This is a genomic window from Streptomyces triculaminicus (assembly GCF_017349075.1).
Classification (GTDB): Bacteria; Actinomycetota; Actinomycetes; order Streptomycetales; family Streptomycetaceae; genus Streptomyces; species Streptomyces triculaminicus.
The window spans coordinates 120,831-147,466 of the sequence record NZ_JAFMOF010000007.1 but is presented as its reverse complement, the minus strand read 5'-3'; the positions used below and the strand labels follow the sequence as shown (position 1 = coordinate 147,466).

General features: G+C 69.6%; 27 protein-coding genes and 2 pseudogenes. 17 read left to right on the top strand and 12 right to left on the bottom strand.

Features of this window, described 5'->3' with window-relative positions:
• A pseudogene (locus J1792_RS32730) lies at window positions 1-252 on the top strand (SDR family NAD(P)-dependent oxidoreductase); the annotation flags it as partial.
• A gap of 738 nt (window positions 253-990) precedes the next feature.
• Here J1792_RS32730 and J1792_RS32725 read toward each other — a convergent pair.
• The 3 genes from J1792_RS32725 to J1792_RS32715 form a co-directional block, all read right to left on the bottom strand.
• Window positions 991-1,392 (bottom strand): hypothetical protein, encoded by a 402-nt coding sequence (locus J1792_RS32725; protein ID WP_207248879.1) that lies wholly within the window; start codon window positions 1,390-1,392, stop codon window positions 991-993.
• Between the two features lie 509 nt (window positions 1,393-1,901).
• Window positions 1,902-2,708: an MBL fold metallo-hydrolase gene (locus J1792_RS32720; RefSeq protein WP_207248878.1), complete on the bottom strand. Its 807-nt coding sequence runs from the start codon at window positions 2,706-2,708 to the stop codon at window positions 1,902-1,904.
• Between the two features lie 130 nt (window positions 2,709-2,838).
• On the bottom strand, window positions 2,839-3,783 hold the full coding sequence (locus J1792_RS32715; RefSeq protein WP_307843156.1) for a LysR family transcriptional regulator: 945 nt from the start codon (window positions 3,781-3,783) through the stop codon (window positions 2,839-2,841).
• A gap of 31 nt (window positions 3,784-3,814) precedes the next feature.
• Between J1792_RS32715 and J1792_RS35590 the strand changes: the two genes are divergently transcribed.
• On the top strand, window positions 3,815-4,240 hold the full coding sequence (locus J1792_RS35590; protein ID WP_307843155.1) for a YbfB/YjiJ family MFS transporter: 426 nt from the start codon (window positions 3,815-3,817) through the stop codon (window positions 4,238-4,240).
• On the opposite strand, the gene J1792_RS32705 is transcribed toward J1792_RS35590, so the two are convergent.
• Both J1792_RS32705 and J1792_RS32700 read right to left on the bottom strand, forming a co-directional pair.
• A protein-coding gene (locus tag J1792_RS32705; RefSeq protein WP_372446086.1) for an IS5 family transposase occupies window positions 4,186-5,045 on the bottom strand; the annotation gives its coding sequence in 2 pieces (ribosomal slippage) (window positions 4,186-4,679 and window positions 4,679-5,045; 861 coding nt in all). The genes J1792_RS35590 and J1792_RS32705 overlap by 55 nt on opposite strands.
• A gap of 100 nt (window positions 5,046-5,145) precedes the next feature.
• Window positions 5,146-6,465, bottom strand: a complete 1,320-nt coding sequence (locus tag J1792_RS32700) for a helix-turn-helix transcriptional regulator (protein ID WP_307843154.1) — start codon at window positions 6,463-6,465, stop codon at window positions 5,146-5,148.
• A 226-nt stretch (window positions 6,466-6,691) separates the two neighbouring features.
• Between J1792_RS32700 and J1792_RS32695 the strand changes: the two genes are divergently transcribed.
• The 10 genes from J1792_RS32695 (at window position 6,692) to J1792_RS32655 (ending at window position 12,687) form a co-directional block, all read left to right on the top strand.
• Window positions 6,692-7,123 carry an NAD-dependent epimerase/dehydratase family protein gene (locus tag J1792_RS32695; protein WP_242647005.1) on the top strand — a complete coding sequence of 144 codons (432 nt, stop codon included), beginning with the start codon at window positions 6,692-6,694 and terminating at the stop codon, window positions 7,121-7,123.
• A gap of 227 nt (window positions 7,124-7,350) precedes the next feature.
• Window positions 7,351-8,001 carry a hypothetical protein gene (locus tag J1792_RS34865; protein WP_242647004.1) on the top strand — a complete coding sequence of 217 codons (651 nt, stop codon included), beginning with the start codon at window positions 7,351-7,353 and terminating at the stop codon, window positions 7,999-8,001.
• On the top strand, window positions 7,896-8,249 hold the full coding sequence (locus J1792_RS36030) for a hypothetical protein (protein WP_372446213.1): 354 nt from the start codon (window positions 7,896-7,898) through the stop codon (window positions 8,247-8,249). The genes J1792_RS34865 and J1792_RS36030 overlap by 106 nt, the downstream gene beginning before the upstream one ends.
• Window positions 8,138-8,467 (top strand): hypothetical protein, encoded by a 330-nt coding sequence (locus J1792_RS32685; RefSeq protein ID WP_207248894.1) that lies wholly within the window; start codon window positions 8,138-8,140, stop codon window positions 8,465-8,467. The genes J1792_RS36030 and J1792_RS32685 overlap by 112 nt, the downstream gene beginning before the upstream one ends.
• Window positions 8,424-9,437, top strand: coding sequence for a hypothetical protein (locus J1792_RS32680; protein ID WP_207248875.1), 1,014 nt, complete (start codon window positions 8,424-8,426; stop codon window positions 9,435-9,437). Before J1792_RS32685 ends, J1792_RS32680 begins: the two co-directional genes overlap by 44 nt.
• A 78-nt stretch (window positions 9,438-9,515) precedes the next feature.
• Window positions 9,516-9,716 (top strand): hypothetical protein, encoded by a 201-nt coding sequence (locus J1792_RS32675; protein WP_242647003.1) that lies wholly within the window; start codon window positions 9,516-9,518, stop codon window positions 9,714-9,716.
• 22 nt (window positions 9,717-9,738) lie between these two features.
• Window positions 9,739-9,903 (top strand): hypothetical protein, encoded by a 165-nt coding sequence (locus J1792_RS32670; protein WP_242647002.1) that lies wholly within the window; start codon window positions 9,739-9,741, stop codon window positions 9,901-9,903.
• A 378-nt stretch (window positions 9,904-10,281) separates the two neighbouring features.
• Entirely contained in the window at window positions 10,282-10,779 is a 498-nt protein-coding gene (locus J1792_RS32665; protein WP_207248874.1) for a hypothetical protein, read from the top strand.
• A 247-nt stretch (window positions 10,780-11,026) separates the two neighbouring features.
• Entirely contained in the window at window positions 11,027-11,653 is a 627-nt protein-coding gene (locus tag J1792_RS32660) for an RNA polymerase sigma factor (RefSeq protein WP_207248873.1), read from the top strand.
• Window positions 11,650-12,687: a CU044_5270 family protein gene (locus tag J1792_RS32655; RefSeq protein WP_207248872.1), complete on the top strand. Its 1,038-nt coding sequence runs from the start codon at window positions 11,650-11,652 to the stop codon at window positions 12,685-12,687. The genes J1792_RS32660 and J1792_RS32655 overlap by 4 nt, the downstream gene beginning before the upstream one ends.
• Window positions 12,688-12,927: 240 nt before the next feature.
• Here the strand turns inward: J1792_RS32655 and J1792_RS32650 are convergent, their stop codons facing one another.
• The 3 genes from J1792_RS32650 to J1792_RS32640 all read right to left on the bottom strand — a co-directional run bounded on the left by J1792_RS32650 (window position 12,928) and on the right by J1792_RS32640 (window position 15,932).
• Window positions 12,928-13,566, bottom strand: a complete 639-nt coding sequence (locus J1792_RS32650; protein WP_207248871.1) for a tyrosine-type recombinase/integrase — start codon at window positions 13,564-13,566, stop codon at window positions 12,928-12,930.
• Window positions 13,567-14,082: 516 nt separating this feature from the next.
• The gene (locus tag J1792_RS32645; RefSeq protein ID WP_207248870.1) at window positions 14,083-14,487 is read right to left on the bottom strand and encodes a cupin domain-containing protein; all 405 of its coding nucleotides are present in this window, start codon (window positions 14,485-14,487) and stop codon (window positions 14,083-14,085) included.
• Entirely contained in the window at window positions 14,484-15,932 is a 1,449-nt protein-coding gene (locus J1792_RS32640) for an MFS transporter (protein ID WP_207248869.1), read from the bottom strand. Before J1792_RS32640 ends, J1792_RS32645 begins: the two co-directional genes overlap by 4 nt.
• 57 nt (window positions 15,933-15,989) lie before the next feature.
• Between J1792_RS32640 and J1792_RS32635 the strand changes: the two genes are divergently transcribed.
• Complete coding sequence (locus J1792_RS32635; RefSeq protein ID WP_207248868.1) at window positions 15,990-16,658, top strand: TetR/AcrR family transcriptional regulator; 669 nt, start codon at window positions 15,990-15,992, stop codon at window positions 16,656-16,658.
• Window positions 16,659-17,305: 647 nt separating this feature from the next.
• Here J1792_RS32635 and J1792_RS32630 read toward each other — a convergent pair.
• Entirely contained in the window at window positions 17,306-18,172 is an 867-nt protein-coding gene (locus tag J1792_RS32630; RefSeq protein WP_207248867.1) for an alpha/beta fold hydrolase, read from the bottom strand.
• Window positions 18,173-18,276: 104 nt separating this feature from the next.
• On the opposite strand from J1792_RS32630, the gene J1792_RS32625 reads away from it, so the two are divergent.
• Complete coding sequence (locus J1792_RS32625) at window positions 18,277-18,756, top strand: CGNR zinc finger domain-containing protein (protein ID WP_207248866.1); 480 nt, start codon at window positions 18,277-18,279, stop codon at window positions 18,754-18,756.
• 102 nt (window positions 18,757-18,858) lie between these two features.
• A pseudogene (locus J1792_RS32620) lies at window positions 18,859-19,859 on the top strand (IS5 family transposase).
• A 1,552-nt stretch (window positions 19,860-21,411) separates the two neighbouring features.
• Here the strand turns inward: J1792_RS32620 and J1792_RS32615 are convergent.
• Window positions 21,412-22,491, bottom strand: a complete 1,080-nt coding sequence (locus J1792_RS32615; RefSeq protein WP_242647001.1) for a type III polyketide synthase — start codon at window positions 22,489-22,491, stop codon at window positions 21,412-21,414.
• A gap of 245 nt (window positions 22,492-22,736) precedes the next feature.
• Between J1792_RS32615 and J1792_RS32610 the strand changes: the two genes are divergently transcribed.
• On the top strand, window positions 22,737-23,279 hold the full coding sequence (locus J1792_RS32610) for a hypothetical protein (protein WP_207248865.1): 543 nt from the start codon (window positions 22,737-22,739) through the stop codon (window positions 23,277-23,279).
• A 136-nt stretch (window positions 23,280-23,415) separates the two neighbouring features.
• Here J1792_RS32610 and J1792_RS32605 read toward each other — a convergent pair whose 3' ends face one another.
• Both J1792_RS32605 and J1792_RS32600 read right to left on the bottom strand, forming a co-directional pair.
• A complete protein-coding gene (locus J1792_RS32605) occupies window positions 23,416-24,273 on the bottom strand; it encodes a hypothetical protein (protein WP_207248864.1) in 858 nt (285 codons plus the stop codon).
• Window positions 24,274-24,448: 175 nt separating this feature from the next.
• Window positions 24,449-25,681, bottom strand: a complete 1,233-nt coding sequence (locus tag J1792_RS32600; protein WP_207248863.1) for a hypothetical protein — start codon at window positions 25,679-25,681, stop codon at window positions 24,449-24,451.
• A 246-nt stretch (window positions 25,682-25,927) separates the two neighbouring features.
• On the opposite strand from J1792_RS32600, the gene J1792_RS32595 reads away from it, so the two are divergent.
• The gene (locus tag J1792_RS32595; RefSeq protein WP_207248862.1) at window positions 25,928-26,188 is read left to right on the top strand and encodes a hypothetical protein; all 261 of its coding nucleotides are present in this window, start codon (window positions 25,928-25,930) and stop codon (window positions 26,186-26,188) included.
• Window positions 26,189-26,636 lie beyond the last annotated feature (448 nt).

The window sequence follows — 26,636 nt, the reverse complement described above, 5'->3', positions numbered from 1 at the left end:
CGTCTACTCGGCGAGCTGACCCGCCGCCCCGTTCGCTACATCGACCTGCCGCCCAGCGAGTTCCACAGCCACCTCCTGTCCACCGCACACATGCCGCCCTGGCTCGCCAGCCACGTGGTAGAGATCCAGCAACTGGCCACCGCCCGCCCGGAATCTCCCAACGACACCATCGAGACCATCCTCGGCCGCCCCGCCAGGACACTGCACACCTTCCTCCGCGAACATCTCCACACGTTCACCAAGACCGCCTGACCGTCTGCCCCCGCCCCTCACCCTTCTCCGGGATACCGGTCCCGGTATCCCGGAGAAGGGTGAGGGGCGGACATCGTCCGCAGCAGATCGCCATCAGCCTGGCGCTACGACCCCCAGCAGGCGGAAGTTGTCGCCGAAACCGGCCGCAAGCTCCGCTACCAGTGGGACAGCAGTTCTCATAAATGGTCATTTTGGAGAGACCGACCAGATGGACTGAGCGCTACAGGCGGGCCGCGATAGCTGGTGAGACGGGTTGACGTGCCCGTATTCATCTGCCCGGGGAGCGGGACCGGGCCGGGTCTGCTGCTTTGAGCAGTACTGGTGCTGACGAGCACCGAGGTGGCCCTGTGGCAAACGATCACTCAGTGCGATCAGGCCGCCGGCCAGCATGAGTGCAGCCGCCACTCGTACCAGAGCCTAGGGCGTGTACAGGAAATCGCACCAGGGAGTGTCCTTGAGGGCCAGCAAGCGCCGTCACCGGATCGTCACCGACATAGCCACTGGACAAACCAAAATAGGCAAGGTTCACCTGATTTCCCACTCTACGGTCGTGATGTTGAAACGGACGCGCGTGTTGCTTCGGTGCGTCGGCTGCGTGTAGTTGGCAGCTCCGTCGATGTTCGCGCCACGCGGTCTCCTGACCGCCTCCCAAACCGGTGGACAAACGCTGCTACTCGAAGTGAACGAAGCCACACCTTCCACGAGACACCGCACGGCTGATGCCCTGGATGGGCCGGGTCAGGGTCCGGGGCGTGCGTTGGCCAGGAGGATGAAAGGGGCGACCATCAGCGCGTACTGGAAACAAGTCATTGCGCAGCGCGCTGTGGCGAAGCGGTTGGGCGCCAGCGCGGCCACGAGGCCCGTTCCACCTGCGGCCCACATCACCGGCCAACACCAGCCAATCGCTTCCATCAGAGGCCCGGAGCACCGGTCGTAATAGCAAGAGCCCGTTGCCATCTGCATGCCCGCCATCACCACGCTCTGGAGCAGGAAGACGGGCATGAAGAGGATGAGGCCGATGATGGCCAGGCGCCGGCTGGTCAACATGTACGCCGGCGCTTGCCCGGCCTCCGGCCCAGAACGGACGCCGTTGATCGCGCCTCCCGGCCGAGCCGGAGAGGAAGGCTGGTGATGAGTCATGCCGCCACTCCACCACCCTGTGGGAGCCGGTAGATCCGTGCCGGTGCTCACGGTGGACAGGCGGAGGTACTCAGACGGTTCTACGTGGGCTGTGCGCCGTGCCCGAGGCTGCGCCGCTGCCGACGCGGCAGGGCCACTCGACCTCGGGGGCCGGCGCTCGAGGTGGGCCTGCCCTTGTTGAGAGGTCGTTGTGAGATTGATCTTGAAAGTGGAGGATCCCGGCGCGAAGTGTTCGCCGGGATCCTCCACCTTCTGGTGGTCGGTCAGCGGCGGGGCGCCAGCGGGTGAAGACGCACCGGTCATCGCCTGCGCCGAGCCGGAACGGGAGGGCGATGCGGTCCAGGGGAAAGGTTTCGCCGGGGGCGTGGGCGGTGTAGCCGCAGCGGGTGTAGAAGGCGGCGAGGTCCGGTCGGTGAAGGTGTGGGCGGAGGCGTCGTGGTCCGCCTTCGAGCCCGGCGAGCATTGCGGAGGACGCCGAGCCGTTCTGGGCTCCTTCGGATCAGCGGTGGTCAGGGCTTCAGAGGGAGCCAGGTGCCGTGGTCGGCGATGTACAGGATGGTGGTGAGGCCGGCGTCGTCGAAGGCGTGCTCGAGGGCATCGCGGCCTTCGGTGAAGTGGGCCCAGCCGGTGTAGTGCGCGGGGATGTTGACGGGGGCTCCAAGGATGGCGGCGGCCGCGGCGGCGCGGGCGCTGTCGAGGCTGACCGGGCGCTGACGGAACTTGCCGGGGACGCGGGCGGCGCCGGCGTGCAGGACGGTCGCGTCGATGGGGCCGGTGCGGCGGGCGATCTCGGTGACGGTGCGCAGGGAGGCGTTGTCGCCGCTGACGTAGACGGTGGGCAGTCCGTCTCCGGCGAGGACGAAGCCGACGACCTGGCAGTTGACCTCGCCGTCCGCTCCGCGCTCACCGTCCTCGGGGCCGTGGACGGCCGGCACGGCGGTGATGGTCAGTTCGCCGCCGTCCGGGCGGGTGAGCGTGTGGGCGTCCCAGGCGCCCAGACCCTTCGCGGGGCCGCCGAGCCGGCCGGCGGCCCCGGTGGTGGTGAGCAGCAGCGGGGCGGCCAGCGCGAAGGCCCGGCCGCGGTCGTCGAAGTTGTCGGCGTGATTGTCGTGGCTGACCAGGACCAGGTCGACGTCGGCGAGCCGGTCCTCGGCGACGGCCGGGCCATCGATCTTGGTCAGGTAGCCGTGCGGGCCCGGGGCGTCGAAGGTCGGGTCCGAGACGATGCGGAGCCCGCCAAGGTCGAGGACGGTGGTGGGGCCGCCGACGACCAAGGCCTGGCCATCGTGGCGGGGAAGAGGGGAGGACGAGGCCATGCTGCTGCAGCTCCTTGGGCAGGTGAGGGAGGGAGGACGGTGGGTGCCCGGGTGGTCCCGGCAGGCCCGTCCGCTACAGCCGACCGTAGGGAGATGGCGGGAGCATGCGGAAATGCCGCTCCGGTTGCAGCTATGCCTCACCTGCATAAGTGCAGGTCGCGGCCGCTTCGAGGGCCGCGTCGAGGAAGCGGCGCAGCAGCGCGGAGCCGGTTTTGGCCTCCGGGCGGTAGGCGAGGCGGACCGGGCTGGGTGGTGCGCCGGTCAGCGGCAGGAAGCGCAGCGCGGGGTGGTGGATGCGGCGTTCGGCGACGTCGGGGACGATGCCGAGGCCGCGTCCCGCGGCCACTGATTCAAGCCACTCGTCGAAGTTCGCGGTCTGAACGTACCGGCGGGGGCCGTCCCCGTGCGGCCAGCACCAGGAGCCGGTGGTGCCGCTGGCGGTGTTGACGACCAGGGTCCACTCACGGGCGTCCTGCCAGCGCACAGCGCCGCCGACGGCCTCAGGGGGAAGGCCGCGTGAGGCGGCCCGCCCGCCACCCTCGGCTTCCTCCCGGGCGCGGACGGCGACGCGGCGCTCGTCGTACAGGTGCACCGTGCGCACGGCGCCCCCGACCAGCCTGTCGCCGCGCACCAGTGCCACGTCTACCCCCTGACGGTCGAGGTCGTCGAGCGGATCGTCACAGCGCACCAACTCGACCTGCGCACCGGTCTCGCGCTCGAAGCGGGCGATGGCACGCTGGGCCCAGGGGTCGGGCAGCAGCCAGCTGAAACCGAGCCTCAGCGTCGACTCGTGACGGGCGGCGGCCAAAGCCGACTCAAAGGCGGACAGGGTCCGCTCCGCGTGGACGAGGAACCCGGCGCCGGTATCGGTAAGGGCGACGCCGCGCGACGAGCGTTCCAGCAGCCGTACCCCGAGCCCCGCCTCCAGCTGGGCGACGGTGCGGCTCAGGGCCGGCTGCGTGATCAGCAATTCCTCGGCGGCCCGGGTGAACGAGCGGCACCGGGCCACCGCAGCGAACGCCCGCAGGTGCCTCAACTCGATACCGGACGCGCTCACGGCGCCGGGCGCGGTCACCGTCGCCTCGCACTATGCCTGGTGGACATGGATGCAGCGTAACCGGCATTCCCGCCCTCCGCGCCAGCGGCCTGGCGTCGCTGCGGAAGCCCCTTTTCCCGGAGAAGATCCACGAAAGTTCGTGATCATGAAACAGGTGCTTGTGAAGTCCGCCCACACCCGCACCGCGGCCCGGGCCGCCCCCGTGGCCGACCGTGCTGCGGCCCTGGCTGTCGCGATGGGGGTGGGCCGGTTCGCGTACACGCCGATCATGCCGCTCATGCATGCCCAGGCCGGGATGCCGGAGAGCCTTGGGGCCTCGCTGGCCACCGCCAACTTGCATCACGGTCCTCAGCACTCGAGCAACCCCCACGGGGCACGTGCGCCTCACTGGGATCGTTCACAAGGAACTAGGGTCCGTCTTCAAATTGATCTTGCCCAGAGCAGGAGTGATGCGAGTGTGACTGCTGCTTCGTAGGAGGTGGCGGTCTTCTCGTAGCGGGTGGCGATGCCGCGGAAGCCTTTGAGTTGGTTGAAGCAGCGTTCGACGGTGTTGCGGCGGCGGTAGATCTCGCTGTTGAAGCTTGTCGGCCGGCCGCCTCGTCGGCCTCGGTTTCGGCGGTGCCGCTTCTGGTCGTTCTTCTCCGGGATCGTGTGTCCGATGCCGCGTTTACGCAGGTAGGCGCGGAAGCCGCGTGAACTGTAGGCCTTGTCTGCGATCACGTGATCTGGGCGGCAGCGGGGCCGGCCTGGTCCGGTACGGGGCACTCGGATGCGTTCGAGCAGGGGGCGTGCGCAGATGCCGTCGTGTCGTTGGCCCGGAGTGAGCAGGATGGCCAGGGGGCGGCCGCGGCCGTCGCAGGCGAGGTGGATTTTGCTGGTCAGGCCTCCCCGGGATCGGCCGAGGGCGTGATCGTCCGGTTCGTCCGTCCGGTGCCTCCCCCTTTTCGGCCGGTGGCGGCGGCGTGCTGGTGGGCGCGGACGATGGTGGAGTCGATCTGGACCAGCCAGTCGATGTCACCAGCGGCGTCGGCACGGGCCTGGATCCGTTGCAGGGCCCGGGTGAACACGCCGTCGATGGCATAGCGGCGGAAGCGAGTGTAGACCGTCTTCCACGGGCCGTAGCGTTCTGGCAGGTCACGCCAGGAGACCCCGGTCCGGATCTTGTAGACCATCCCGTTGATGACCCTGCGGTCCTCGGTCCGAGGCCGGCCTCTGCTGGCACTCGGTATCAGCGGAGCCAGTAACTCCCACTCGGAGTCGGTCAGTTCATGACGTCGAATCACGACACCATGATCCACCATCGAACGACCATTTGAAGACGGACCCTAGGAGTCTGCGTCCGTCCCCTCCGCCGGCGCCGTGATGCGGGTTCTTCCGCGGTCAGCTGGCGCGGGCCAGCTGCAGGAGTTCGCCGACTCCTTCGGCCGAGTCGTGCCCGGCGAACGCCGGGAGAAGGCCGTGGACCAGCTCGACGCAGCGCGGGGCGCCGATGCGGTTCGCCATCGCAAGCGCCTGCGTGGCGGTGGCCGCCGCGTGGTCGTACTCGCCGTCGCGGAGGTACGCGTCGGCCTCGTACGCGAGGAACACCGCCTTCGTCTTTGTCCGGGCGACCGGCAGGACCTCGGTGCCGTACTGGATGAGCTGGTGGGCGCGGCGGCGGTGGCCGAGGTCGAGGAGGCACCGGCCGGAATCGACGGCGAGGTCCGAGGCGGACATCCACACGCACCAGGTGGGGGCTGGGTCGGCGGACCGGGCGCCGAGCTGGTGCTCGGCGGCGGCCAGGGCCCGGCTGCAGGAGAGCTCTTCGCCGAGGGCAGCGTAGGCGCGGCCGAGCCGGAGGTAGAGCACTGAGCGGGCCATGGGGTGGTCGGCGCGCCGGATGGCGTACTCGAGGACTTCGACGGCGGCCCGGGGCTTGTTCAGCCAGAGCGACTGGTAGGCGAAGTCGGCGAGGACTCCGGCGCCCAGGTCGCGGTCGCCGGTGGCGTGAGCGCTGTGCAGCGCGCCGTGCCACAGCTTCCCGGCCCCAGCGTGGTCGCCCTGGTCGAAGCGGTACCAGCCGAGGGTCTGGGACAGGTTCGTGGCGAGGGTGTTGAGCCGGACGCCGATGCCGGTGGTGTGGCGGCCGTCGGCGATCAGGTCCGTGACGGTGTGCAGGTGAGCGTCGAGGAGGCGGTGGGCGTGCTGGCGCTGCTCCGTGGCCAGGGTCACCAGGCGCTTGCTGGTGTCCTCCAGCATGGTCACGAAGTCGCTGTCCACGCGGCGGCCGCGCAGGGCGGTTGCGACGGCGTGCGGTTCGTCGGTGGCCCATTGCAGGGCGAGTCCGGCGAGGGCTGCGCCGCTGTAGGCGGTGAAGGTGCGGCGGTAGAGATCCATGGTGGTTCGCAGGGCCTCTCGAAGAGCGGTCACGTTGCTGTAAGGGCCGAGAGGCAGCGGTCCGTCCATGCCGGGGAGCCAGTTCGGCCAGCCGAGGGCACGTACGGTGTTGGGGTCGATGCCGAAGACGTCGGCGAGGAGGTCCTGGGATTCGTCGTCGGGGATGACACGTCCGGACTCCCATTTCGATACCCGCTGGGGGATGGCTCCCGACCGCAGCCCCCGGCGCTCGGCTGCCTTCCGGATCAGGCGGGCGAGGTCAGCCTGTGACCAGCCGCGCGTGATCCGGGCGTATGCGAGTGGGTGGCGGATTGGTGTGTCCACGCGTCCCATCCCATCACCGGCAGGACTTCGAAGCCTACCGCTGAAGGGGTCGGGGCTACACCAGGGCTAGCCCCAACACCTGTACGAGAAAGTCGAGTTGACGCTGCACTCGGTCGCGACGCAGCGTGACACCCATGTCGGGTGCTCCGCAGCAGCATGGGGCCTGTGGGGTTTTCTCGCTGAATCGTCAAACCCCGGCTGCTGGTGGCCCCGGCGGACAGTGACGATGCTGCCGAACCAGATCGAACAGAAGGGATCGGTTGTGAATGTCGAAACCCGCCTCGCGTCCCGCCTGGCCGGTGCCACCGTCGCCGTGACGGGCGGCTTCGGTCTCGTCGGGAGTCGCATCGTGCACAAGCTTCGGGCCCTGGGGGCCGAACCCGTGGCCGTGGGCAAGCTCGACGCCTACGAGCCATCGGTGTCCTCCAACCTCTTCGGCATCAGCCCCACCGACGCCGACGTGATCGCCGGGGACATCACCGACGCGGCCCTGATCGACCACGTGATCTCGCGCAGCGACTACGTCATCCACGCCGCCGCGCTCGCCGACGTCGCCGGATGCACGCGCAACCCGACGGCCGCCCTGCGCGACAACGTCACCGGAACCCGGCCCTGGTGTCCTAGCTCAGACACCAGCCGCAAAGTAGGTCGCGGGTAGCCAGACAGGCCCCGTTTCCCGGCCCTGGGCGCCGTCGTTGGGCCTGATCGAGTGATTGAGGCTAAGGGGGCGGGCGTGCGGCAGGAGTGGTCGCCAGAGGAGCTGCTGGCGGACAAGAGCGGGGCGACCGGGCTCGGCTTCAGTCTGTTGCTGAAGTTCTTCGAGCTGAGACCCGGGCTGAGGGCCACCGAGCCCGCTGGTGCGGCTTGCCGTAGGGGCCCCGTCCCGTGGCCGGGCACACGCGGCGCACCGGGCTGATCTACCTTGCCCTGGCGCTGGCCGGGATGGGCGGCGCACTGTGGGTCGCCTACATGCGCCGGTCGGGAGTGGCGGAATCAGCGGGCACCCTGCTGCCCGCGCTGGCGGGGCTGTACCTGGCCTGGGAGGGCTTTCGCGCGGACCGTGCGGAGGCACCGCAGGACCAGGGACTGGCGAAAATGGCCGACCAGCTGGCGGTGACAGTACGCAGCCAGTGGGAGGAGGAGGCACGGGTCCGGCGCCTCAACGATCCGTATCCTCTGTCCGTGCGCTGGGCACCGGCGGATCCGGATCTGACCGAGGACTGGCCGCGGCTGCGGGCGATGGCGGCTGGCTGGCCGGGGGGAGCGTCGGATGGTCCGCAGGGATGGGCGACGGTCCCTGGCAACCTCGCGGGGTCCGGCCTGGAGGTCGCCGACGTCCTCCTGCGCAGGATTCCCACGCGTCGTCTGGTCGTCCTGGGGGTGTCCCGGGCTCAGGGAAGAGCATGCTGCTGGTGCGTCTCCTACTGGCAGTGGCCGAGCAGCGGGCCCCGGACGGCGCGGTCCCGGTACTTCTTCCGCTGGCCTCATGGAATCCAGCCGCAGAGGACCTGTACACGTGGCTGGCCGCAAAGCTGACCCAGGACTACGTCGGCCTGCGAGGCCCCGCCCCGGCGTGCGTGGGCAGCATGAACTGGGCCCGGGCCCTGCTGGAGCACCGTTTGATCCTGCCGATCCTGGACGGGCTCGATGAACTCCCCCGACCGCCCGCGCCGTGGCGCTCGATGAGATCAACCGTGCTCTGCCCCCTGGTCAGGCCGTGGTGGTCTCCAGCCGTGTCGACGAGTACCGGCAGGCCCAGTGCCCCGCGGCCGGGGTTCCGGTGAAGCTGGCCGGGGCTGCGGGCATCGAGCTGCAGCCCCTGGCGGCCGTCGAAACGGCCGCCTATCTGTCCCGGGATGCCGGCGGGGAGCACACCGTGTCGGCTGCCCGCTGGGAGCACGTGCTCGCCTCGCTCGGCTCCAACACCCCTGTCGGACAGGCGCTGCGTACCCCGCCTGATGGTGTTCCTCGCCCGAACCGTCTACAATCCGCGTCCTGGTGAGCCCGCGGTCGGCCTGCCCAACCCGGCCGAGCTGTGTGATGAGGGTCGGCTGTCCACCCAGGCGGCCGTCGAGCGGCACCTGCTCGACGCGTTCATTCCTGCGGCCTACCGGCGCCGCCCGGGCGACACCTGCCGGTGGAGTCCGCAGGTCGCCGAGCATGCGCTGGTCTTCTTGGCCCGGCATCTGCAGCACACGCTTCACGGGACCCCTGATCTGGCCTGGTGGCAGCTGCACAAGGCCGTACGCCGACGCGTCTACCAGTGCTTGCTCGCGACCGTCACCGCCTTCGCTGCGGGACTCAGCGCCTTGGGCTCCGGTCTGGGCCCAGCCGTGGCGATCGGTCTTGCGGCCGGGTTCCTGGGCTGGCGCACCGGCGGGAGGCCCAGGCGGCTCCCGGCCGTCGCCTTCCGGTGGTCGGGGACGGGGTTCGCCCTGGGGGTACTGTGGGCGGCCGGCTTCGGCCTCATCCTCGCCCTGCCGGCTCGCACCGCCCCTGAGCTCGGCTTGCTGGCAGGTCTGCTTCTTGGTCCGGTGACCGGTGTCTGGCTTGGGCGCGGTGTAGTAGCCCTGGCTGGCCAGGAAACCCGCTCACCCGATCTGGCCTCCGCTGTCGGACCGGCAATGCTTGTCCGCTGCGACCGCCGGGTCTTCGGGCGGCTCACCTTCACGTTCGGGTTCGGCTACGGGCTCGTGCTGGCACTCGCTACCCCGGCCCTTCTCCACGGTGCCACCAGTGACGCCGTCGGGATCGCGGTCCTCATCCCGGCCTTCAGCATCAGCGGGGCCTTCGCCTACGCGGCCTGGGGCCACTTCACGCTCGCCCGCTGCTACCTCACGCTGCGCTGTCGGCTTCCTCGGGACCTCATGGCCTTCTTGGCCGAAGCCCATCAACGCGGTGTTCTACGACAATCAGGGGCGGTGTATCAGTTCCGTCATATAGACCTCCAGCACCACCTCGCTCAACGTTGATGCTCCTCTGGGATACGGACCACATCGTCCAAGACCTGATCCCGGCTGTTGGCCCGCTGACGTGTCCGTGTTTCACAAGTGGGCGACGCGGGCGTCACCGGCGACTCCATGCTGTCCATGGCCCTTCACCTACGCGACCAGGAAATGAGCCTGCGCGACATCGCCAAGCGGCTCGTCATCACCACTGGCACGAAGAAGGGCCAGCACCCCTCACCCGCCACCGTCATGCGGATGCTCCGCGAACACGACGAGCAGGCTGCCACGGCGGTGAGCACGTGATCACCCGGCTACCTTGCGGCTGGTGTCTGAGCTAGGACACCGGGGCCTCTACCGGGCGCTCGCCGAGCACGCCAAGCGCGAGGCGTACCCCGAAGCCGTCGAACAGGCCCACGCCGACTTCGCCGCCCTCCAGGTTGGCGAAGTCCCCGAACCGCGCCCCGCTCTCCCCGACCGAGCGTCACTCTGATTACAGAGAGCTACTTGTCATGTCGTCGTAGCTTCGGGAGAACAGGGCCTCCACGGCACTGTCCTGTCGCACTGCAACTGGCGGATTCCCACTCGGTCTCATCGGTGTTGTCGGATTCTCACCGCTTCGCGTGCAACGGCAGCGGTTCGGGACTCCCAGCCAGGCGCGTCGATCGGCTTCCGGTTCTGCGGAAGCCAACTCGATTGAGATCAGCGACCGACGCGGCTCCCACACCACCTGGCAGCTCTGCAGGTCGGAGGTCCAGTCACTGCCAACCCGGATGAGACGGGACAGGCACCCTGGCCACCGCCGTCATCGTCATCTGGCTCCGTGACCTCCTCAAAGAGCCATCAGACACTGCCTAGTCATACTTTCTCCATGTCTACAGCCACGGAGATCCCAGTTCCCGCCCCTCGCCCGAAGCGCCGCAAGGCACTGTGGCTCATCGCCTTAGCCGCGACTGCAGCCTTGGGTGGCCTGACGTACGCCTTCACCGGGGTCAAGGACACCGTTGACGAAGGTTTTCAAGAACGCTCGATGGCCTGCTCGGAGGCCATGTACGCCATGGGCTGGGCGCTTCCCGACCATGCGAGCGACCAACGGTGCACCGAGCTCAGCGGCGGCCTTGCGGGCCACACCCAGTCGGGCACCTTCCGTATGCCGCGCGCCGGTGCCCGCCCCTGGCTCGATTCGCTCTCAGGAGAGCGGAATCAGCCGGGCGGGGTGGGATCCGACAGTGTGGTGGAACGGAAGGAAGGGCTCGCCCTCGGCATCCTCAGGCCGCCGGGCAGCCTGCAGGCCGACGAGGTGAGGGTGGACGTCCGCTGGGAAAGCAGGGACACCGCAGTCGTCACCTTCGAGACGTTCGACCACTAAGGATTGTCCGACGTCGTCAATTCTGCTCACCCAACCGGTCGGACACGCGCCTGAATGCGGGGGCCATCGGCATCGGCCTGGCCCTCGGCGTGGCGGCCCTCTGACACGTCACGCCCCGCCGTACCTCGGGGCGGTGGCGGCGCTCCGGTTCTGTAAAGGAGTGGCCGGGAAAAGGGTGGGGAGATCGTCTGGTCGTGTGACCCACATCATGGGAACCCGTGCCTCCCACCGGACATATCCAGACGTGATGTCAATACACACCCGCATCAGGGACGGCGACCCGGATTCCTTCCGCCATCTCTTCCGCTCGCACGCCCAGATCGTCCATCGCTATGCCCTCCGCGCCACCGGTGACTGGTCCACCGCCGAGGACGTTGTTTCGCTCACGTTCCTGGAGGCCTGGCGCCTCCGCGCCAAGCTTCCCGAGGAGCCGGACGGTGCGAAGGCCTGGCTGATGGGCATCGCGGTGAACGTCCAGCGCAACACCAACCGTGCCGCCCGCCGCCATGAGAAGGCCCTGGCCCGCATGCCCGCCAAGGAAGCCGTGCCGGACATCGCGGGTGAAGTGGTGGGCAGGATGGCGGACGCCGAACAGCTGACCGCCGCGAAGAACGCCCTGGGGAAGCTGCGCCGGTCGGAGCGCGAGGTCGTCACCCTCTGCGTCTGGTCCGGCCTGAGCTATGCGGAAGCGGCCGAGGCCCTGGGCGTGGCCGTCGGCACCGTACGGTCGCGGCTGTTCCGGGCCCGGGAGCGCCTGCGCAAGCTCGCCGAACACGAGCTCCGGCAGCACGCGGACGAGACGGCTGCCCGGCGGCCCGAGCACCTCCACCTGCGCCTGAACCTGAACCGGCCGTACGAGAAGTGGAACCGATGATGCGTATCTTCCGGCGGCCCCAAGAGCCGCTCGACCTCGGCGACTTCGACCTCCTGCTCCCGCGGCAGGCCGAGACCGCCCTGCCGGAGGCCCGGCAGGCCCTGCTTGAAGAGGCCCTGTGGGCCGAGGCGCAACGGACTGCCCCGTGCGCGCCGCGCTCCCGTGCGCGCCGCACGGCCTGGGTCGCGCTTCCAGCCGCCGCGGCCGTGATGGCGGGCGCCGTGATCGTCGCCCCGGGGGGCTCGGGTACCTCGGGTACGGACATCCGCCCGCCGAAGGCCGGCACGAAGCTGGAACCCGGCACTACCAAAGGGCTGTCGGCGACCGTCGACCGCATCTCGCTCGCGGCGGCACGGCAGCCGGTCCTGGAGCCCCGGCAGGACCAGTACATCTACGTGGAGAGCAAGGTGACGGGCGGGTGGGTCGACAGGGCAGGCGGAAAGGAGAAGCTCGTGGTTAATCCGCTGCACTCGCGCCAGGTCTGGCACTCGCCCGACGGCCTCAAGAGTTTCATCTACGAGCCCGGCCATAAGTTCATGGACAAGGAGGGCGAGGACCTCGACCTCGACCCTGCCCGTGAAGTCACCGACCGGGGCTCCTACAACAGCGTCAAGATGCTCCCCACCGACCCCGACGTCCTGCTCAAGCGCCTCTACGGGTCGGGCAGGATGGGCGATGCGCAGGCCGACTGGACGGCGTTCGGGGAGATCGGCCAGCTGTTGGAGGAGCAGATCGCGACGCCGCAGATCAGCGCCGCACTGTTCAAGGCGGCTGCCAAGATCCCGGGCGTCACGCTCGTGGACAAGACCGTCGACGCGACCGGCCGCACCGGTGTCGCAATTGCTCACACCAGCCTCAACAGCCGCCAGGAGTGGATCTTCGACAGGAACACCTATGAGTACCTTGGCCAGCGCGACGTGCTGGTCAAGCCGTATCGGGGCCTCGACCCTGGCGCCGTCACCTACGAGACCGTGGTCATCAAGCGGGCCGTGGTCAACGCGAAGAAGGAGCTCCCCGACGGCACGACGCTCTGAGCCTTACGCAAATGCGCCCGGCCGGGGCCGCTCAAGCCCGTCGTACGGGCGTGTGGTGCTACGCGGCGGTGATGGTGCCGGTGGGGGAGGTGCTGTGGTTGCGGGCGCTGGTGGCGATGGCGTCGGGGGTGAGGGTGGGGGCGAAGTCGGCGAGGAGGGGGGTGTTGGGCGGCGATGGTGCGGAGGACGGTGCGGGGGGGGTGACGTTGCTGTCGAGGCGTTTGCCGGTGCGGGTGGTGATCAGGGGGCCGGGGGTGGGGCCGAGGCGGTGGGGGAGGTAGGCGTCGAGGGCGAGGATGAGTAGCGGGGGAGGGTCATCTCGCGGGTGCCGCCGCCTTTCTGCCAGATCTTGGCTGTGGTGTCGGTTCCGCGGGGGCGGAGGTCGCCTGTGTCGAGGCGGACGATGGCACCGGGGCGCAGGCCGGCGAGCATGGCGTAGATGAGGGCCCTGTTGCGGGGGGTGACGGGGGCGTAGAGGCCGTCGGCGGCTTGCATGAGGGCGGTCATGTGGGTGGCGGCGATGACGGGGAGGCCGGGTTCGTCGCGGAGGTCGGGGCGGAGGCGTTCGTCGAAGGGGTTGTGCCGGCACAGGTTCTCGGAGACCGCCCAGATGTAGAAGGTGTGGAGGGCGTTGAAGTAGCGGGCGCGGGATCGCAGGGCGCCGCCACGGTGGTCGAGCCAGTCCTGGGCGTGGGTGTGGTCGGCCTGCCAGGGGCTGATGCCGTGGTCGGCGCTCCAGCGGAGCCAGTCGGCGATGTCTTCGCCGTAGTGCTCCGGTGTCGTCCCCTGGAGGGCGCGGGCGGTGCCGTCGCGCAGGGGTCGTCCGTAGCCGCGCTGGAGCCAGCGTGAGAGTTCTTCGAGGCCGGGTACGGCAGCCATAGACACCACCCTGAATCTTTAGATAACAGCCCTACCCCAGCCACACTACTCGCCGCGGTTGCGGTGGTGCCCGAAAGTGCGGGGCGAGGGGCGCGCGCGTGCGGGCTGGAGGGTGGTGGGTGCGGCTGTTATCTAAAGATACGGCCGCGCCGGATTCAGGAGTCTTCCCTGTCCTGGGTGCGGGGTGGGAGCGGCGGGCCATGCGTTCCCAGGAGCTCAGCAGCTCACTGCGGGGCATGTCCTGCCACGGCGCCCTCCAGTGCCGAAGCGGCGACCTGACCCACCACCCCAGCCACAGCAAACCGAACCAGCCGCGGCGGCCTGGGCGTAGCAGGGCCTGTTGCTGCCGGCAGAAGAGCTCTTGTAGCTCGGCCCAGGGCTGCTGTCCCTTCGCCGGATGAGGCCTGTCCAAACCGACCCCATAGGCAGCATGGGGCCGGGACGGCGGGTGTCGCCAGCAGCCAGGGCGCTGGCCTCCGGTGGCCCGGCAGCGTATCTGCCGGGCCCGCATTCCGCTCAGCGAGCCTCGGTGCGCTTTTCGAGGCGTGTGCCGTGGCGAAGGGTGATCGACATCAGGTTGCTGGGGCCGTCCAGCTCCAGGCGGTGCCAGCGACCGCGGGGGACGATCACGGCGGTGCCTGCCTGCAACTGCACCATGTCCTCGGCGCTGTCGGGCCTGACGGGGCGGAAGTAGAGGCGGACGCCGCCGGTCAGGCAGCACACCGCCTCCTCGGCCTCCGGGTGCATCTCCCAGTGGTCGGCGTGAACGTCGGCGTCGGTCTCCACGTGGAATGTTGCGATCTGCCAGACGCCGGAGGCGCTGCTCGTCATCCGCCGTTCGGCGGCTCGGACATCGCCGTCGGGGCCGATGTACAGCGCCGCGGCGAGCAGATCGACGGGTGAGAGGGGTGTTGTCGTCATGACGGCGTTCCTTCCAGTCGGTTCTCTGCGGGGGCTGCGGGCTGCGGCGCAGGTATTTCGGTCCGGCAGTGGGGCAGCACGCCGATCGCCACAACCGCCGCGATCATGAAGAGGGCGGCCGCGATGGCCAGGCCCAGGGCGTAGCCGTCGTTGAGCGCAGCAGGGTTGGCGGCCGTGCCGGTGCGGTGCGCGGCGATGGTCGCCAGGGCGGCCAGGCCAATGCAGCCGCCGAGCTGGCGGGAACTGTTCATGAGGCCGGAGGCCATGCCGGCCTCATGGGGGGCAACTCCGGTGGTCGCGGCGGCGACGATCGGGGCTATGACCAGTCCGACGCCGATGCCCGTGATGATGCAGGGGCCGAGCACGTCGGTGAGGAAGCCGCCGTCGGGACTGATGAAGGCGAACCAGGCCAGGCCGACGGCGGCGAGCAGGGCGCCGGGCACCAGGGACGTACGAGGGGTGCGTGCCGCAGTGACGCGGGTCGCGACGATGCTGCCCGCAACCAGGCTCGCGGAGAAGGGCAGGAACGCGGCACCGGTTGCTGCGGCACTCATGCCCAGAACCTGCTGCATGTACAGGGATACAAAGTAGAACGCCGCGAACTGCCCGGCCGTGGAGAAGAAGACCAGCACGTTGGCGCCTGCGACCCAGCGGTTGCGCAGCAGGCCGAGGCGCAACAGCGGTGCGGCGGCCCGGGACTCGGCGACGACGAAGGCGGCCAGGAGCGCGGCCGCGGCGACGAGCATCGCCCATGTGGCAGGGGAGCCCCACCCTTGGGCGTCGGTGCGCACGACACCGAGCACCAGCAGCCCGACTCCGCCGGTTGCCAGGGCGGCGCCGAGCACATCCAGCCTCTCGCGCCGGGCGGGGCGTGCTTCGGCGGGTACGCCTGCGAGAACCAGTGCGAGAGCCACCGCCACGATGGGCAGATTGATCAGCATCACCCAGCGCCAACCCGCGTACTCGGTCAGCAGACCACCCGCCAGCACGCCCAGCGCTCCCCCCGCGGCGTTCACCCCGCTCCACACCCCGAGCGCGCGCACGCGCTGCGGGCCCTCGGTGAACGTGGTGGTGAGCATCGCCAACGTGGCCGGGGTGGCCGCGGCGGCCCCCAGGCCCTGACCGGCGCGGGCGGCGATCAATTGCCAGGGCGCCTGGGCCAACCCGCCCGCCAGCGAGCACAGCCCGAAGACGGCCAGGCCCAGCACGAGCAGCCGACGCCGGCCGTACAGGTCACATGCGCGGCCCCCCAGCAGCAGAAATCCGCCGAGGGTGAGCGCGTACACGTGCACGACCCACGACAGGTCGAGCGGTGCGAACCCCAACGCGGTGCGGATCGCGGGTAGTGCGACGTTGACCACCGACAAGTCCAGGGCGACGGCGAATTGGGCGACGGCTACCGCCGCCAGCACCACTCCGGGGCGCCCTCGTAGATTTTTATACATGTAAGAAAAATAGCGTTGAGGGGATCACGCTGTCGACACCTGGGGGATGATGAGGGCATGCCGCAACCGTCCGCACCGCGCAAAACCCCCGGCCGACCTCCCCGCATCTCCCGCGAGGAGGTCATCGCAACGGCCCGCCGGATCGTGGACGCGGAAGGCGTCGACCGCCTCACCATGCGGCGGCTGGCCACGGAGATCGGCAGCACGCCGATGGCGCTCTACCACCACGTCCGCAACAAGGAAGAACTGCTCGTCCTGCTGCTGGACGACTACGCCGCACGGGCGCTGCACCGACCCGAACTGCCCGCCCAGCCTCGCGAGCGGATCGTCGCCGCGGCTGCCGCGATCCACGAGGCGCTCGCCGCCTGCCCCTGGATCGCGGAGGTACTGACCGCCGACGACCTGATGTCCACATCCGCCCTGTGGTTCGTCGAGCAGATCCTCGACGGCCTGGTCGAAAGCGGGCTGACCCCCGAGCGGGCCGTACACGGGTACCGCACGATCTGGTACTACACCGCCGGAGAGATCGTGGTCCGGACGACGGCGGCCCGGCGACGCGCAGACGACGACGGTCCCACCTACCGGGAGCGAGTCTTCGCCGATCTCGACCCGAACGAACTACCGCGCTTGGCGCAGGTCGCCGACCGTTGGGCACCACTGACCGCCGAGAACACCTACCTCGATGGGCTCCGCGCCCTGATAGATGGCCTCCTTGCTGCCCACTGACGAGTCTCCCCCAGGAGATTCGCCTGGCCGCTGACCGGACACTCCCGGCATGGATCCCAGGGCTCCCGAGTGTCGGCAAACGATCGTCTGTCGACACTCGCGCCTGCGATCACGAACCCGCAGGTGGGCACCGTCGGCAACTCGCGTCGGAATTCAACGTCGGAGAACGGTCCTTCGGGTAGTTTCCGACAACGCTCATCGGCTACTGCCGCACCTCGACGGCTGACCAGAACCCCGATCTGGCGAATACGAACGACGGGCTCGCCTCCGCGCGGGCCCGGGGCCGGGTCGGCGGGCGCCAGCCGAAGCTCACCGAGGACCAGGCCGCGCTCGCCCAACGCCTCTACGACGAGCGGGAGAGGGGTTCCGCCGGTATTGCTGCTGAATTGAACGTTACGGAGTCTGGGCTGGTCAGACGTCTTCGGCCACCGTATCCGTGGCTGCCTGCTCGTCGTGCTCGCGCAGCATGCGCATGACGGTGGCGGGGGACGGGTGCTGGCCCTCCGTAACCAGCCCGCCTCACCAGACGCCGGGCAGAGGCCGTCACTCTCCCTCACCAGCGCCCGCAGCGTACGGCGTGCGGCTTAATTAGAGTCGGGACTGGCGCGGTGGCCTGCAAAAGCTCCGTTTCCAGCCCCCGACCCTACTTATCCCAGCACCCGCCCAAGGAAACCGCGCAGGTAACCCGCGACGACGTCCAGGTGGCTCTCCAGCAGGAAGTGACCGCCGTCGATCAGGTGCACCTCCGCGTCCTTGGCGTCGCGGGCGAAGGCCCGCGCGCCCGCCGGGCCGAAGATTTCGTCGTTGCGGCCCCACACGGCGAGCACCGGGACCTCGCTGGTGCGCAGGAATTCGTGCAGCAGCGGGTAGAGCGGGCGGTTGTTCTGGTAGTCGCGGAACAGCGCCAGCTGGACCTCGTCGTTGCCCTCGCGGGAGACGAGGGCGAAGTCGTGCTCCCAGGTGTCCGGGCTGACCAGGCTCGGATCGGGCACGCCGTGCACGTACTGCCAACGGATGGCTTCGACGCTCAGCGCGGCGCGGACGGCGGGTTCGGTGTCGGGACCGGGGTTCGCCCCGTAGGCCCAGACGTCGGTCCAGAACGACTCGACGAAACCGTCCTCGTAGCCGTTGCCGTTCTGGGTGACGAGGGCGGAAATCCGTTCGGGGTGCTGGAGCGCCAGGCGCCACCCGATGGGGGCGCCGTAGTCCTGCACGTAGAGGGCGTAGCGGTCCAGGCCCAGTTGGTCGAGCAGTCCGGAGGTGAGTTCGGCGAGGGCGTCGAAGGTGTAGGTGAACTCTCCCACGAGGGGGGCGTCGGAGTGGCCGAAGCCGAGGTGGTCCGGCGCGATGACGTGGTAGTCGTCGGCCAGCAGCGGGATGAGCTCGCGGAACATGAACGAGCTGGTCGGGTAGCCGTGCAGCAGGACGATCGCGGGGGCGTCGGCGGGGCCGGCTTCACGGTAGAAGATCTCATGGCCGTCGACAGTGGCGGTCCGGTGGTGCACCGAGCTCATTTCTAACCCCTTTAAGTCTTTGATCTGGTTAGCTCCTCGTCATGTGAGCACGGGTGAGCTAACCTGTCAAATGACTTAATCCAGTTAGAGGGGGGTGGTACCCGATGGACACGCTGCTGGACCTGCTCAACAGCAGGCCACTGGTCAACGGCAAGGAACAGGACGCGCTCGGCGACCCGGCCGGAGGCAGACGCTGGGCGCGGGAGCACGGCGGCGAAGGCAGCCGCGCGGAACTGGCGCTGCTGCGCGAGACGCGGGACATCCTGCGGGACATAGTGCGCGGAGAACGCTCGCCCGCCGTGTTGAGCCCGCTACTCGAAGGGGTCCACCAGATCCCGGAGATCACTTCGGATGGTCTTCAGTGGACGGTCAAGACTCCGCCGCACGCCCGGCTGGCCGTCGAGGTGGTTCTCGCCTGGGCCGCCACCGAGAAGCGCATGCCCGGCCGGCTACGCCCCTGCGCCAACAACGAGTGCCAGTTGTTCCTGCTCGACCGCAGCCGCGCCAACCGTGCCCGCTGGTGCTCGATGGCCGTCTGCGGCAACCGCGAAAAAGCACGCCGCCACTACGAACGCACCCGCTGACGCGTCCCCCGCGCGCCGTACGCGGCTAGGGCGCGTATCGGATTGTGATCAGTTTGTTCGACTCGACCTCATGGTGGGTCCTGGTCCGGTAGACCGTCATATGTGACGAGAGCGCAACTGACGGATGTGGAGTGGGAGTTCATCGAGCCCTTCCTGCCGGTAGGCAGGTTCGGGCCTTACCCCGAGCGGTTGCGGCAGCAGTTCGAGGGCGTGATCTGGCGGTTTCGTACGGGTGGGCAGTGGCGGGAGATGCCGTCCGAGTTCGGCGCCTGGCCGACTGTCCACAACCGCTTCCGTCAGTGGAGGGACGCCGGTGTCTTCGAAGCCCTGCTGAAGGCCTCGATCGCACAGGCGGCGAGGCGGGGTGAGGTGGACGTGTCCCTGGTCAGCGTGGACTCCACCACGGTCAGGGCTCACCACGACGCCGCCGGGATGCATCTGGACCCCGGCGTCCTTGCCGCCCTGGAGAAAGCCTCAGCCGAAGAGGGGAAGGCCCGGCAAAAGGGGGTGGCCCGGAAGAACAAGACGGACACGGTGGAGATGGCCTCGAGCGGGAGGCACGACGCCGCATCCGGCGCCGTCACCAGGTCCGTTTGAAAGCCGCCCTGCTCGGACGTTCCAGAGGCGGCCAGACCAGCAAGATCCACCTCGCCAGCGATCGAAAGTGCCGCCCGCTGGCCATCGTGCTGACCGCGGGACAGGCCGCCGACAGCCCGCAGTTCATCCCCGTGCTGAAGAAGGTACGCATCCGGCAGAGCATCGGCCGCCCTCGCACCCGGCCTGACGCGGTCGCCGCGGACAAGGCCTACTCCTCCCGCGGCAACCGCGCTCACCTGCGGAAACGACGCATCAAAGCAGTCATCCCAGAGAAGAAGGACCAGGCCGCCAACCGGAAGAAGAAAGGCAGCACCGGCGGCCGACCCGTCAGCTTCGACCCCGATCTCTACAAAGAACGCAACACCGTCGAGCGTCTGATCAACAAAATGAAGGCCTGGCGAGGCATCGCCACTCGATACGACCAAACCCCGGCAAGCTACCTCGCCGGCCTCCACCTCCGTGCCGCGATGATCTGGATCAAAGACCTCACCCGCAGCACCTCTTGATCACAACCCAATACGTTCCCTAGACGCCCCGGGCTGCGCGTGGCCAAGGATCGGCAGGAAGGCCGCGTGCCAGCGGGATTGTGCGGCTGGCGTGGCCGAAGGGAGGCAGACCGGTGGCGAAGAAGAAGTCCGTGCCGACGCTCACGCCGTTCAGGGTCGATGCGATCGCGGTGTCCATGCCAGACGCCCCGGCGACGATCGGACGGATCATGCACTACCTGCCGGGCATGAAGGTGACCCAGCCCTACCGGCAACAGTTCTGGGCAGCGGTCCACGCCGACGCGATCGATCCGGAGCAGGAGGCGTGGTGCCTGGTGTGGATGGACCACCCTCCCGCGTCCGCTCATCCCGACGCGATGGCGGCCACTGCCGCGGCATGCGATCAGTACCAGGGTGGGAGAAGGCGGTGTACGGCCAGAGCCCGAGGCCGAAGTACTCCGCCGCCAGCAGCCCTTCCTCCCCCGGATCGCGGCGGCCGATCAGCACCTCCACCGGCGGTCAGAAGGGATGGATGAGCCGACGCCCGCGCTGAGGTGCCGAGCGTGCCGGGGCGAAGAAGGCGGCGCAGCAGTTCGGCCGGACGGCGTGACCTGTGTGAGCCACACACGGTGTTTTCACAGGTGACAGTGTTGGGGTGGGAGTCTGTCAGCTGTGAGAGTGGCGTGTCGTCGTCCCTGGATTGAGCTGGCTCGAGCTCAGCGTCGCCAGACGAACGCCCTTCGCCGGGCGCGGGCCGAGCGGGCCAGTCTGCCTCCCTCCGCAGTGTCCCGGCCGGCGGGCCGTACAGCATGAGCTCAAACGCACAGTGGCGTAGCTTCCGGTCTGAGCAGCCACTCGCGCAGGGCAGGGGCGACGGGATAACGTGGTGCAAAGTCCACAGCAGCACTGCGTGACAGTCGGGCTGTGGGGCCGCTGAGTGCCGGACCGGAAACCGGGGCTCGCATAGCGGCCTGAAGAAGGCCCCCACCGATGGCCGGAAATCCGTCGGCGAGGGCCAACCGCATGGTGACGGTTTTCGACCGTCAGCCCTCAATGTCTCTGAGGACTGACGGTCACCGTCCGGTGGACCACCCCCAAAGCTCCCGAATCACAGCTGCGATCCGTTCGCGAAGCGGCCTCCTGCGGTGACGCCCCATCGGCGCCCCCCTTCCAGACGAGGCAGCCGTGAATCCCGATCGACTGCCGCCATCTGGAATCGGGCCGGGCCCCGAGGGCCGGGGTCCGGAACGTCCATGGAAGGGGGGCGCGTTGAAGCGCTGACGCCGACCCTACACCTGGGCCATGGGCAGATCAGGCGGTCTTCCGGGAAAGGCGAACCCCGCCTTGCGGCACTCCGCAGGCCCACACGCCGGGGCTCGGGGAACTGCGAGGCCGATCCCGTGGATGGCCGCAGCTCGCGCAGGGTGCGCATGGGCGGTGGTTCAGGCATGGGGCGGTGTTCGGCGGACGGCGCAGTCACGGTGACGGCCTCCTCCGTGAGGGAACCGACGCTACTCGGTGAGCCGGGACCCGCGCGGCCCGTTCCGGGCCGCGCCCTTCAACCTGGTACCCGTCACCAGGACAGGAGCAGCAGTTCGCTCGTGAGGCCCGGCCCAAGGGCAAGGAGGAGGCCGGTGGAGCCCGTGGCGGGCGGTGCGGCGAGGGTCCTGCGGAGGACGTCGAGCACCGAGGCGGAGGACACGTTGCCGTACTCGGCCAGCGAGTCCCGGGAACGCGCGAGCGCCCCGGGCGGCAGACCGAGGCCGCGGTCCAGGGCCTCCATGATCTTCGGGCCGCCGGGGTGGCAGACCCAGGCGGCGACGTCCTCCGTGCTCAGCCCGTGGCCCGCGAGGAAGTCGTGGACCTCGCCGGGGAGGTGCTTCTCGGCGAAGCCGGGGACCTCGGGGGAGAGGAAGGCGGCGAAGCCGCCGTTGCCCACGCGCATGCCCATGAGGTGCTCGGTCCCCGGATGCAGTCGGCTGCGGGCCGCCACCAGCGCCGGGCCTGCCGCCTCCCGGGCCCGGCGGGCGCCGAGGACCACGACGGCGGCGGCCGCGTCGCCGAACAGGCTGGTGGCGACGAGGTTGGCGACGGACGTGTCCGCGTACTGGAAGTTCAGCGAACACAGCTCGACGGAGACCAGCACGGCCACGTCGTCGGGCCGGCCCCTCAGGTAGTCGTGCACCCGCGACAGACCGGCGGCACCTCCCGCGCAGCCGAGGCCCAGCAGCGGCATGCGGGCCACGTGACCGGGCAGGCCGGCCCGCTGGATGAGCTCGGCGTCGAAGGACGGGACGGAGACCCCGGTGGTGGTCGTGGTGATGACGGCCCCGACCTCGCCGGGCCGCACGCCCGCCGTGGCCAGGGCCTGTTCGAGGGCGTCGAGCCCGACCCGGCGGGCGGTGGCGGTCCACGTCTCGTTGTACTCGGTGAACGTGCGCGGCCGGCGGTACTCGGCCAGGGGCAGGGACAGGTTGCGGTACGCGATGCCCGTGTGCGCGGCGATGCCGGTGAACTGCCGGCGCACGACCGCATCGGCGGAGAGGAACGCCTCGGCGAACACGGCGGCGATGTCCCCTTGACGGTGCCGGTGCGGGGGCGCTGACACCGCCACGGAGGCCACCCGGGGAGCCGCCGGGCTCATGTCGCTCATCAGGCCTCCCAAGGGCGGTCGCGCCGGCGACCGCGTCTGCTCGGTATGGGACAGCCCACGGTGACGCGGGCCCGGCCCGTCCGGCAGGGCGTGAAGCCGGGCGTGAGAGCGCGTCATGCGGCGTGGAGGGTCTGCGGTGCTTTCGGAGGCCCGGGGAAGGCGATGGAACCCGGGGCGCGCGGGGTAGCCAAGTGGCCGTCAGCCGCGCCGTGGCCGGCGCACGTGCAGGAAACGAAGGAGTACCCATGGTCGGCAAGCGTGGCGCCGGGATCGCTCTGTCCTCCCTCGCCCTGGTCGCTGCGAGCGTCGGAGCACCGGCGGCCCAGGCCCATGGTGGTGGCCATGGTCATGGTCATGCCGTGGACTGCTCGGGCCGGGAGGACATCACCTACACCCCCGGGCTCGGCCTCTCCGGCAGCCCCTCGACCGTCAGCGTCGACGGCACGTACCACTGCGCGGACGGCCCGGGCCACCTGGTCACGGCCACGTACCACACCGAGGGCACCACCGGAGGCAGTTGCCTGCTCCTCGCCGGGAACCGGTCGGAGGAGACCCTGCACTACGCGGACGGCGGCACGACCGTCATCGCGTACCGCTCCGGTCCCTCCGTCCGGCTCGTGGGCGTCAACACCGCGGTGCTCGACGGCGTGGTCGTCGCCGGACGCGGCAAGGGGTCGGTCGCCGAGAAGACCATCCACACGCTGCCCGCCGGCCTGCCGACCGACTGCGTGCTCGTCGGCGGCATCAAGCACACGATCGCCTTCACGCACCTGAGCGTCCACCCGTGAGTAGAGTCGGGGACTGGCGCGGTGGCTTCCGCTCCGTTCCAGTCCCCGCCGCTTCAAGCCGTATGTGCGGTTCTCCCGCAGAGGGCTTTCCGACATCGATCACCGACTGGCATGCGCCGTCGCCCGGGTGGGATGATCAGTCTTTGCGGATGAGGCCGGTGTAGCCAGCGACGGCAAGAGTGGACAGGGCCCACCCCAGTCCGGTCGCAGTCCAGGTACCGGCGCTCCAGGCCCGGCCCCAGGAGGCGTTGCCGTTGAGGCGCCAGTTGTCGGCCTGGTGGATGTTGAGCAGGAGGGTGACCACGTCGACGGCGTAGCCGGCGGGGTAGAAGCACGGGTAGTTCGTGGTGCAGTGCTGTGCGGTGGGGATGGGGGTGAGGTTTTTGATGTCCTTCGCGGGGACGATGGCGGTGTCGTGGTGCTGAGCGCCCCAGGCTGCGAGCAGGACGAGGAGGTAGACAGCGGCGAGCATGCCGACGGCGCGCAGGGGCTGATAGCCGTGCTTAACAGTCTTGTCGAGCAGCCAGTTCCCCATTTTCCGTGGGCGGCTGAGGTCGCCGTAGACGCGCAGATCGTTGCGGCGGGCGATGGCGATCGCGCGGGCTTCCCGCTCCTGTCCGCTCTGCCGGTAGACGCAGGCCAGTTGCTGATAGGGCTGGGAGGCGAAACGTGCCGGCTTCCCCGCCGAGGCAGGCCTGTGGCTGCGGCGGATCCAGTCCCAGCGTTGCTCCCATGTGGCAGGGTTATCGCCGCCGAACCCCTCATAGGTGAACCCTGTCAGCCCCAGCTTCTCCTTTGGCGGCCAGTGGGCGGACGGCAGGCTCCAGTCGTCCACCAGCCGGTGCACCGACGCTCGCTCCAGGTCGACCAGGCTCCACCGGCCGCCTGCGGCCTCGACCAGCCGCCAGTGGGCCAGGCGGTCGTCCGGGGCGACGCGGTCGAGCATCAGCCCGCCCACCACCTGCCGCCCCGCTTCCTCCGCCGTGGCGATCACCTCGGGCAGTGAGGCGGGGTAGGTGTGGAGCTCGTCGGAGTCGGCCAGCAGGTACCAGCCGGGCCCCGCTCTTGGCAGCGAACGATCGCTTTGAATGCTTTCATCGCCTCAACGAGGCTCGCTTGCCGCACGACACGCACGCTCGGCGTGGTGGGAAACGCGCGGCGGGACTTCGTCAGGAGGACGAGACGCGTTCGAGGGCGGGCCGTTCCATGTCCCCGTTGAACCGGTAGGCCGGCAGTGAGCTCGCCTTGATGAGGCGGAAGCCCTTGCCGCCGTTGTTCAGCGTCGTGGTGCCGGCCTTGCCGTCGGCGACCCAGTGCAGGACGATCGCGAACGCGCAGTCGCCGGTGACGTTCTTCGCTTTGACGAGGAAGTCCTCGGGGTCGGTGAGGCTGACCTTGAAGGGGAAGCGCACCGGCGGGATCGCCTTGCCGTCGTTGTCTTGGCCGGCGTCCGCGGTCACCTTCACCGGCCGGCGAGCGAAGTCCGCGGTGAACGACCTCTGGGGCTGCGCCGCACCGCAGCCGAATGCGGTGTTGATGACGACGCCGCGGGTCGGCGGGGGAGCGCTGCGCAGGACCGTGACCTCCATGCCCGTGAGAAGCACCGACTCCTCGGTGCGGCCCTGCACCGTCATGTCCACGGGCGGACTGTACTGGTCACTGACCAGCTCCGTCGCCGTCGCGTCCTTCGTGTGGTTCTTCCACGCGGTGAAGTACTGCTCCGGCGGGCCGTCGTACCAGATCGTCGGGCACTCGCCGTCGGACCATGCGGCGCGCACGGCCAGCGGCGGCTTGCCTGTCCAGACCGGCCCGTCCGGCGACGTGCCGTCTGCCGAGGACAGGGGCGCGGGTCCGTGCCCGGCGGACGGCGCCGCCGAGGCACCGGTACGGCCGTCGGCGGCCCCGGCCGGGGCCTGGTGATCGGTCAGTAGCCAGACGCCGCCGCCCGCGGCCAGCAATGTGGCCGCGGCGGCGGTGGCAACCCCCCAGGGGGTGAGCCGGCGCCGACTGGTGACGGGGCCCCCGGCCGGCGCCGCGTCGTCCGGGGCCTCCTCTGTCTCCGTTCTCGCCGTTCTCGCCGTTTTCACCGTGCGTCCGGCGGCCTCGGCCTCGTTGCGCTGCCTGCGCGCCGCGTCCCACAGCCGCAGTGCTTCGGTCGCGGCCGCCTGGCCGCCGAGCGCCCGGGCGACGGCCTCGACGTTCTCGCGGCGTGAGAAGCCGCGGCCCTTAAAGAGGTGCGTCAAGGTGCCCTGGGACAGCGACGAGGACTGGTCGTTCTTACGGACCCGCTTGATGATGTCCCCGTAGCTGGGCGATCCGTGCGTCACCAGCAGCTCGCGCATGTACCGCGCGAGCTCCTGCACCGCGTCCTCCTGCGCCGCCGCGTTCTCGATATCGACCACGCCCGTACCCCTCCCGCACTCCTCCGCCCCTTCCCCGGGCGGTCGGTGGAGCGCAGCCTAGACCGGGCCGCCCGGACCAGTGGCGGCATCCGTTCAACGCGCTTCAGTCCTCTTCAACGCCCTTCAAAGTCCTTCAACCACCTTCAGACCAGCGGCGAATCACGGCGCCGGGCCTTGAACTCAAGGCATCCCACCCGATCGGCCGGGCCCCGTTCGTGCCTCGGCCTCGTTGTGTCCGGAGCTGCCGTGACCCTCACTTTTCACTCGCCCCAGGGACTTCATGAACTCCTGTACGCCTGGGGGGTCCTGCAGCGTCATGCCCGCCCGGAGCGGTGCGTCACGTATCTCGTCCAGCACACGGGCCTCGCTCTTCGCGACCTCGAACACCTGCGGCTGGTACGCAACCGCTGCGCCCACCCGGAGGACGGCTGGCCCGCTCAGGCCGAGATGGACCGCGCTCTGTCCATTGCCCGCCGTGCCCGTCGTCGCCTGGGGCTGGACGAGTGATCGCGGCGGCGTGGCCGTTGAAGGGGAAGTTCAACGGCTCGGGAAGGCAGGCTTTCGACGCCTTCAAGGCCCACTCCGACCAGGTCACCGCCGATCTTAACGGCGCCCTGAATGCGATCGTGGGCGGTCGGTCCGGAAATGGAATCGTCCTTCGGCGAGGGTGACCAGGAACCGGCAGACAACGCGCGTCAGCAGATCGACCGGTGCCACGGCCGGATCGACGTCGCCGACCCCCGCCTCGGCTTCCGCCGCGCCACCCGTCACGGTCCGCCGGTCGGGTGGGCGGACGAGGCCCGCAGCATTGCCACGCGCCGGCGCACACCTGTCCCGAAACCCCGGCGTAGGCGGCCCCGGTCGGCGAGAATGGAGGCCAGGACGAGAGGGGAGGCCCACCCTGTGCAGCGGTCGCCTCTTCGAGCACCCGGCGCCGGGGCGCCCCGGCATCTGT

Excerpts from the sequence above, each read along its gene's own strand:
- J1792_RS32635 (WP_207248868.1), top strand. The coding sequence starts at position 15,990 with ATGCCGCAACCGTCCGCACCGCGCAAAACCCCCGGCCGACCTCCCCGC.
- J1792_RS32640 (WP_207248869.1), bottom strand. The coding sequence starts at position 15,932 with ATGTATAAAAATCTACGAGGGCGCCCCGGAGTGGTGCTGGCGGCGGTA.
- J1792_RS32665 (WP_207248874.1), top strand. The coding sequence starts at position 10,282 with ATGTCTACAGCCACGGAGATCCCAGTTCCCGCCCCTCGCCCGAAGCGC.
- J1792_RS32610 (WP_207248865.1), top strand. The coding sequence starts at position 22,737 with ATGGTCGGCAAGCGTGGCGCCGGGATCGCTCTGTCCTCCCTCGCCCTG.
- J1792_RS32615 (WP_242647001.1), bottom strand. The coding sequence starts at position 22,491 with ATGAGCGACATGAGCCCGGCGGCTCCCCGGGTGGCCTCCGTGGCGGTG.
- J1792_RS32625 (WP_207248866.1), top strand. The coding sequence starts at position 18,277 with ATGGACACGCTGCTGGACCTGCTCAACAGCAGGCCACTGGTCAACGGC.
- J1792_RS32660 (WP_207248873.1), top strand. The coding sequence starts at position 11,027 with ATGTCAATACACACCCGCATCAGGGACGGCGACCCGGATTCCTTCCGC.
- J1792_RS32650 (WP_207248871.1), bottom strand. The coding sequence starts at position 13,566 with ATGGCTGCCGTACCCGGCCTCGAAGAACTCTCACGCTGGCTCCAGCGC.
- J1792_RS32630 (WP_207248867.1), bottom strand. The coding sequence starts at position 18,172 with ATGAGCTCGGTGCACCACCGGACCGCCACTGTCGACGGCCATGAGATC.
- J1792_RS32720 (WP_207248878.1), bottom strand. The coding sequence starts at position 2,708 with ATGGCCTCGTCCTCCCCTCTTCCCCGCCACGATGGCCAGGCCTTGGTC.
- J1792_RS32645 (WP_207248870.1), bottom strand. The coding sequence starts at position 14,487 with ATGACGACAACACCCCTCTCACCCGTCGATCTGCTCGCCGCGGCGCTG.
- J1792_RS32655 (WP_207248872.1), top strand. The coding sequence starts at position 11,650 with ATGATGCGTATCTTCCGGCGGCCCCAAGAGCCGCTCGACCTCGGCGAC.
- J1792_RS35590 (WP_307843155.1), top strand. The coding sequence starts at position 3,815 with ATGCAGCGTAACCGGCATTCCCGCCCTCCGCGCCAGCGGCCTGGCGTC.
- J1792_RS32680 (WP_207248875.1), top strand. The coding sequence starts at position 8,424 with ATGGTGTTCCTCGCCCGAACCGTCTACAATCCGCGTCCTGGTGAGCCC.
- J1792_RS32695 (WP_242647005.1), top strand. The coding sequence starts at position 6,692 with ATGCTGCCGAACCAGATCGAACAGAAGGGATCGGTTGTGAATGTCGAA.
- J1792_RS32725 (WP_207248879.1), bottom strand. The coding sequence starts at position 1,392 with ATGACTCATCACCAGCCTTCCTCTCCGGCTCGGCCGGGAGGCGCGATC.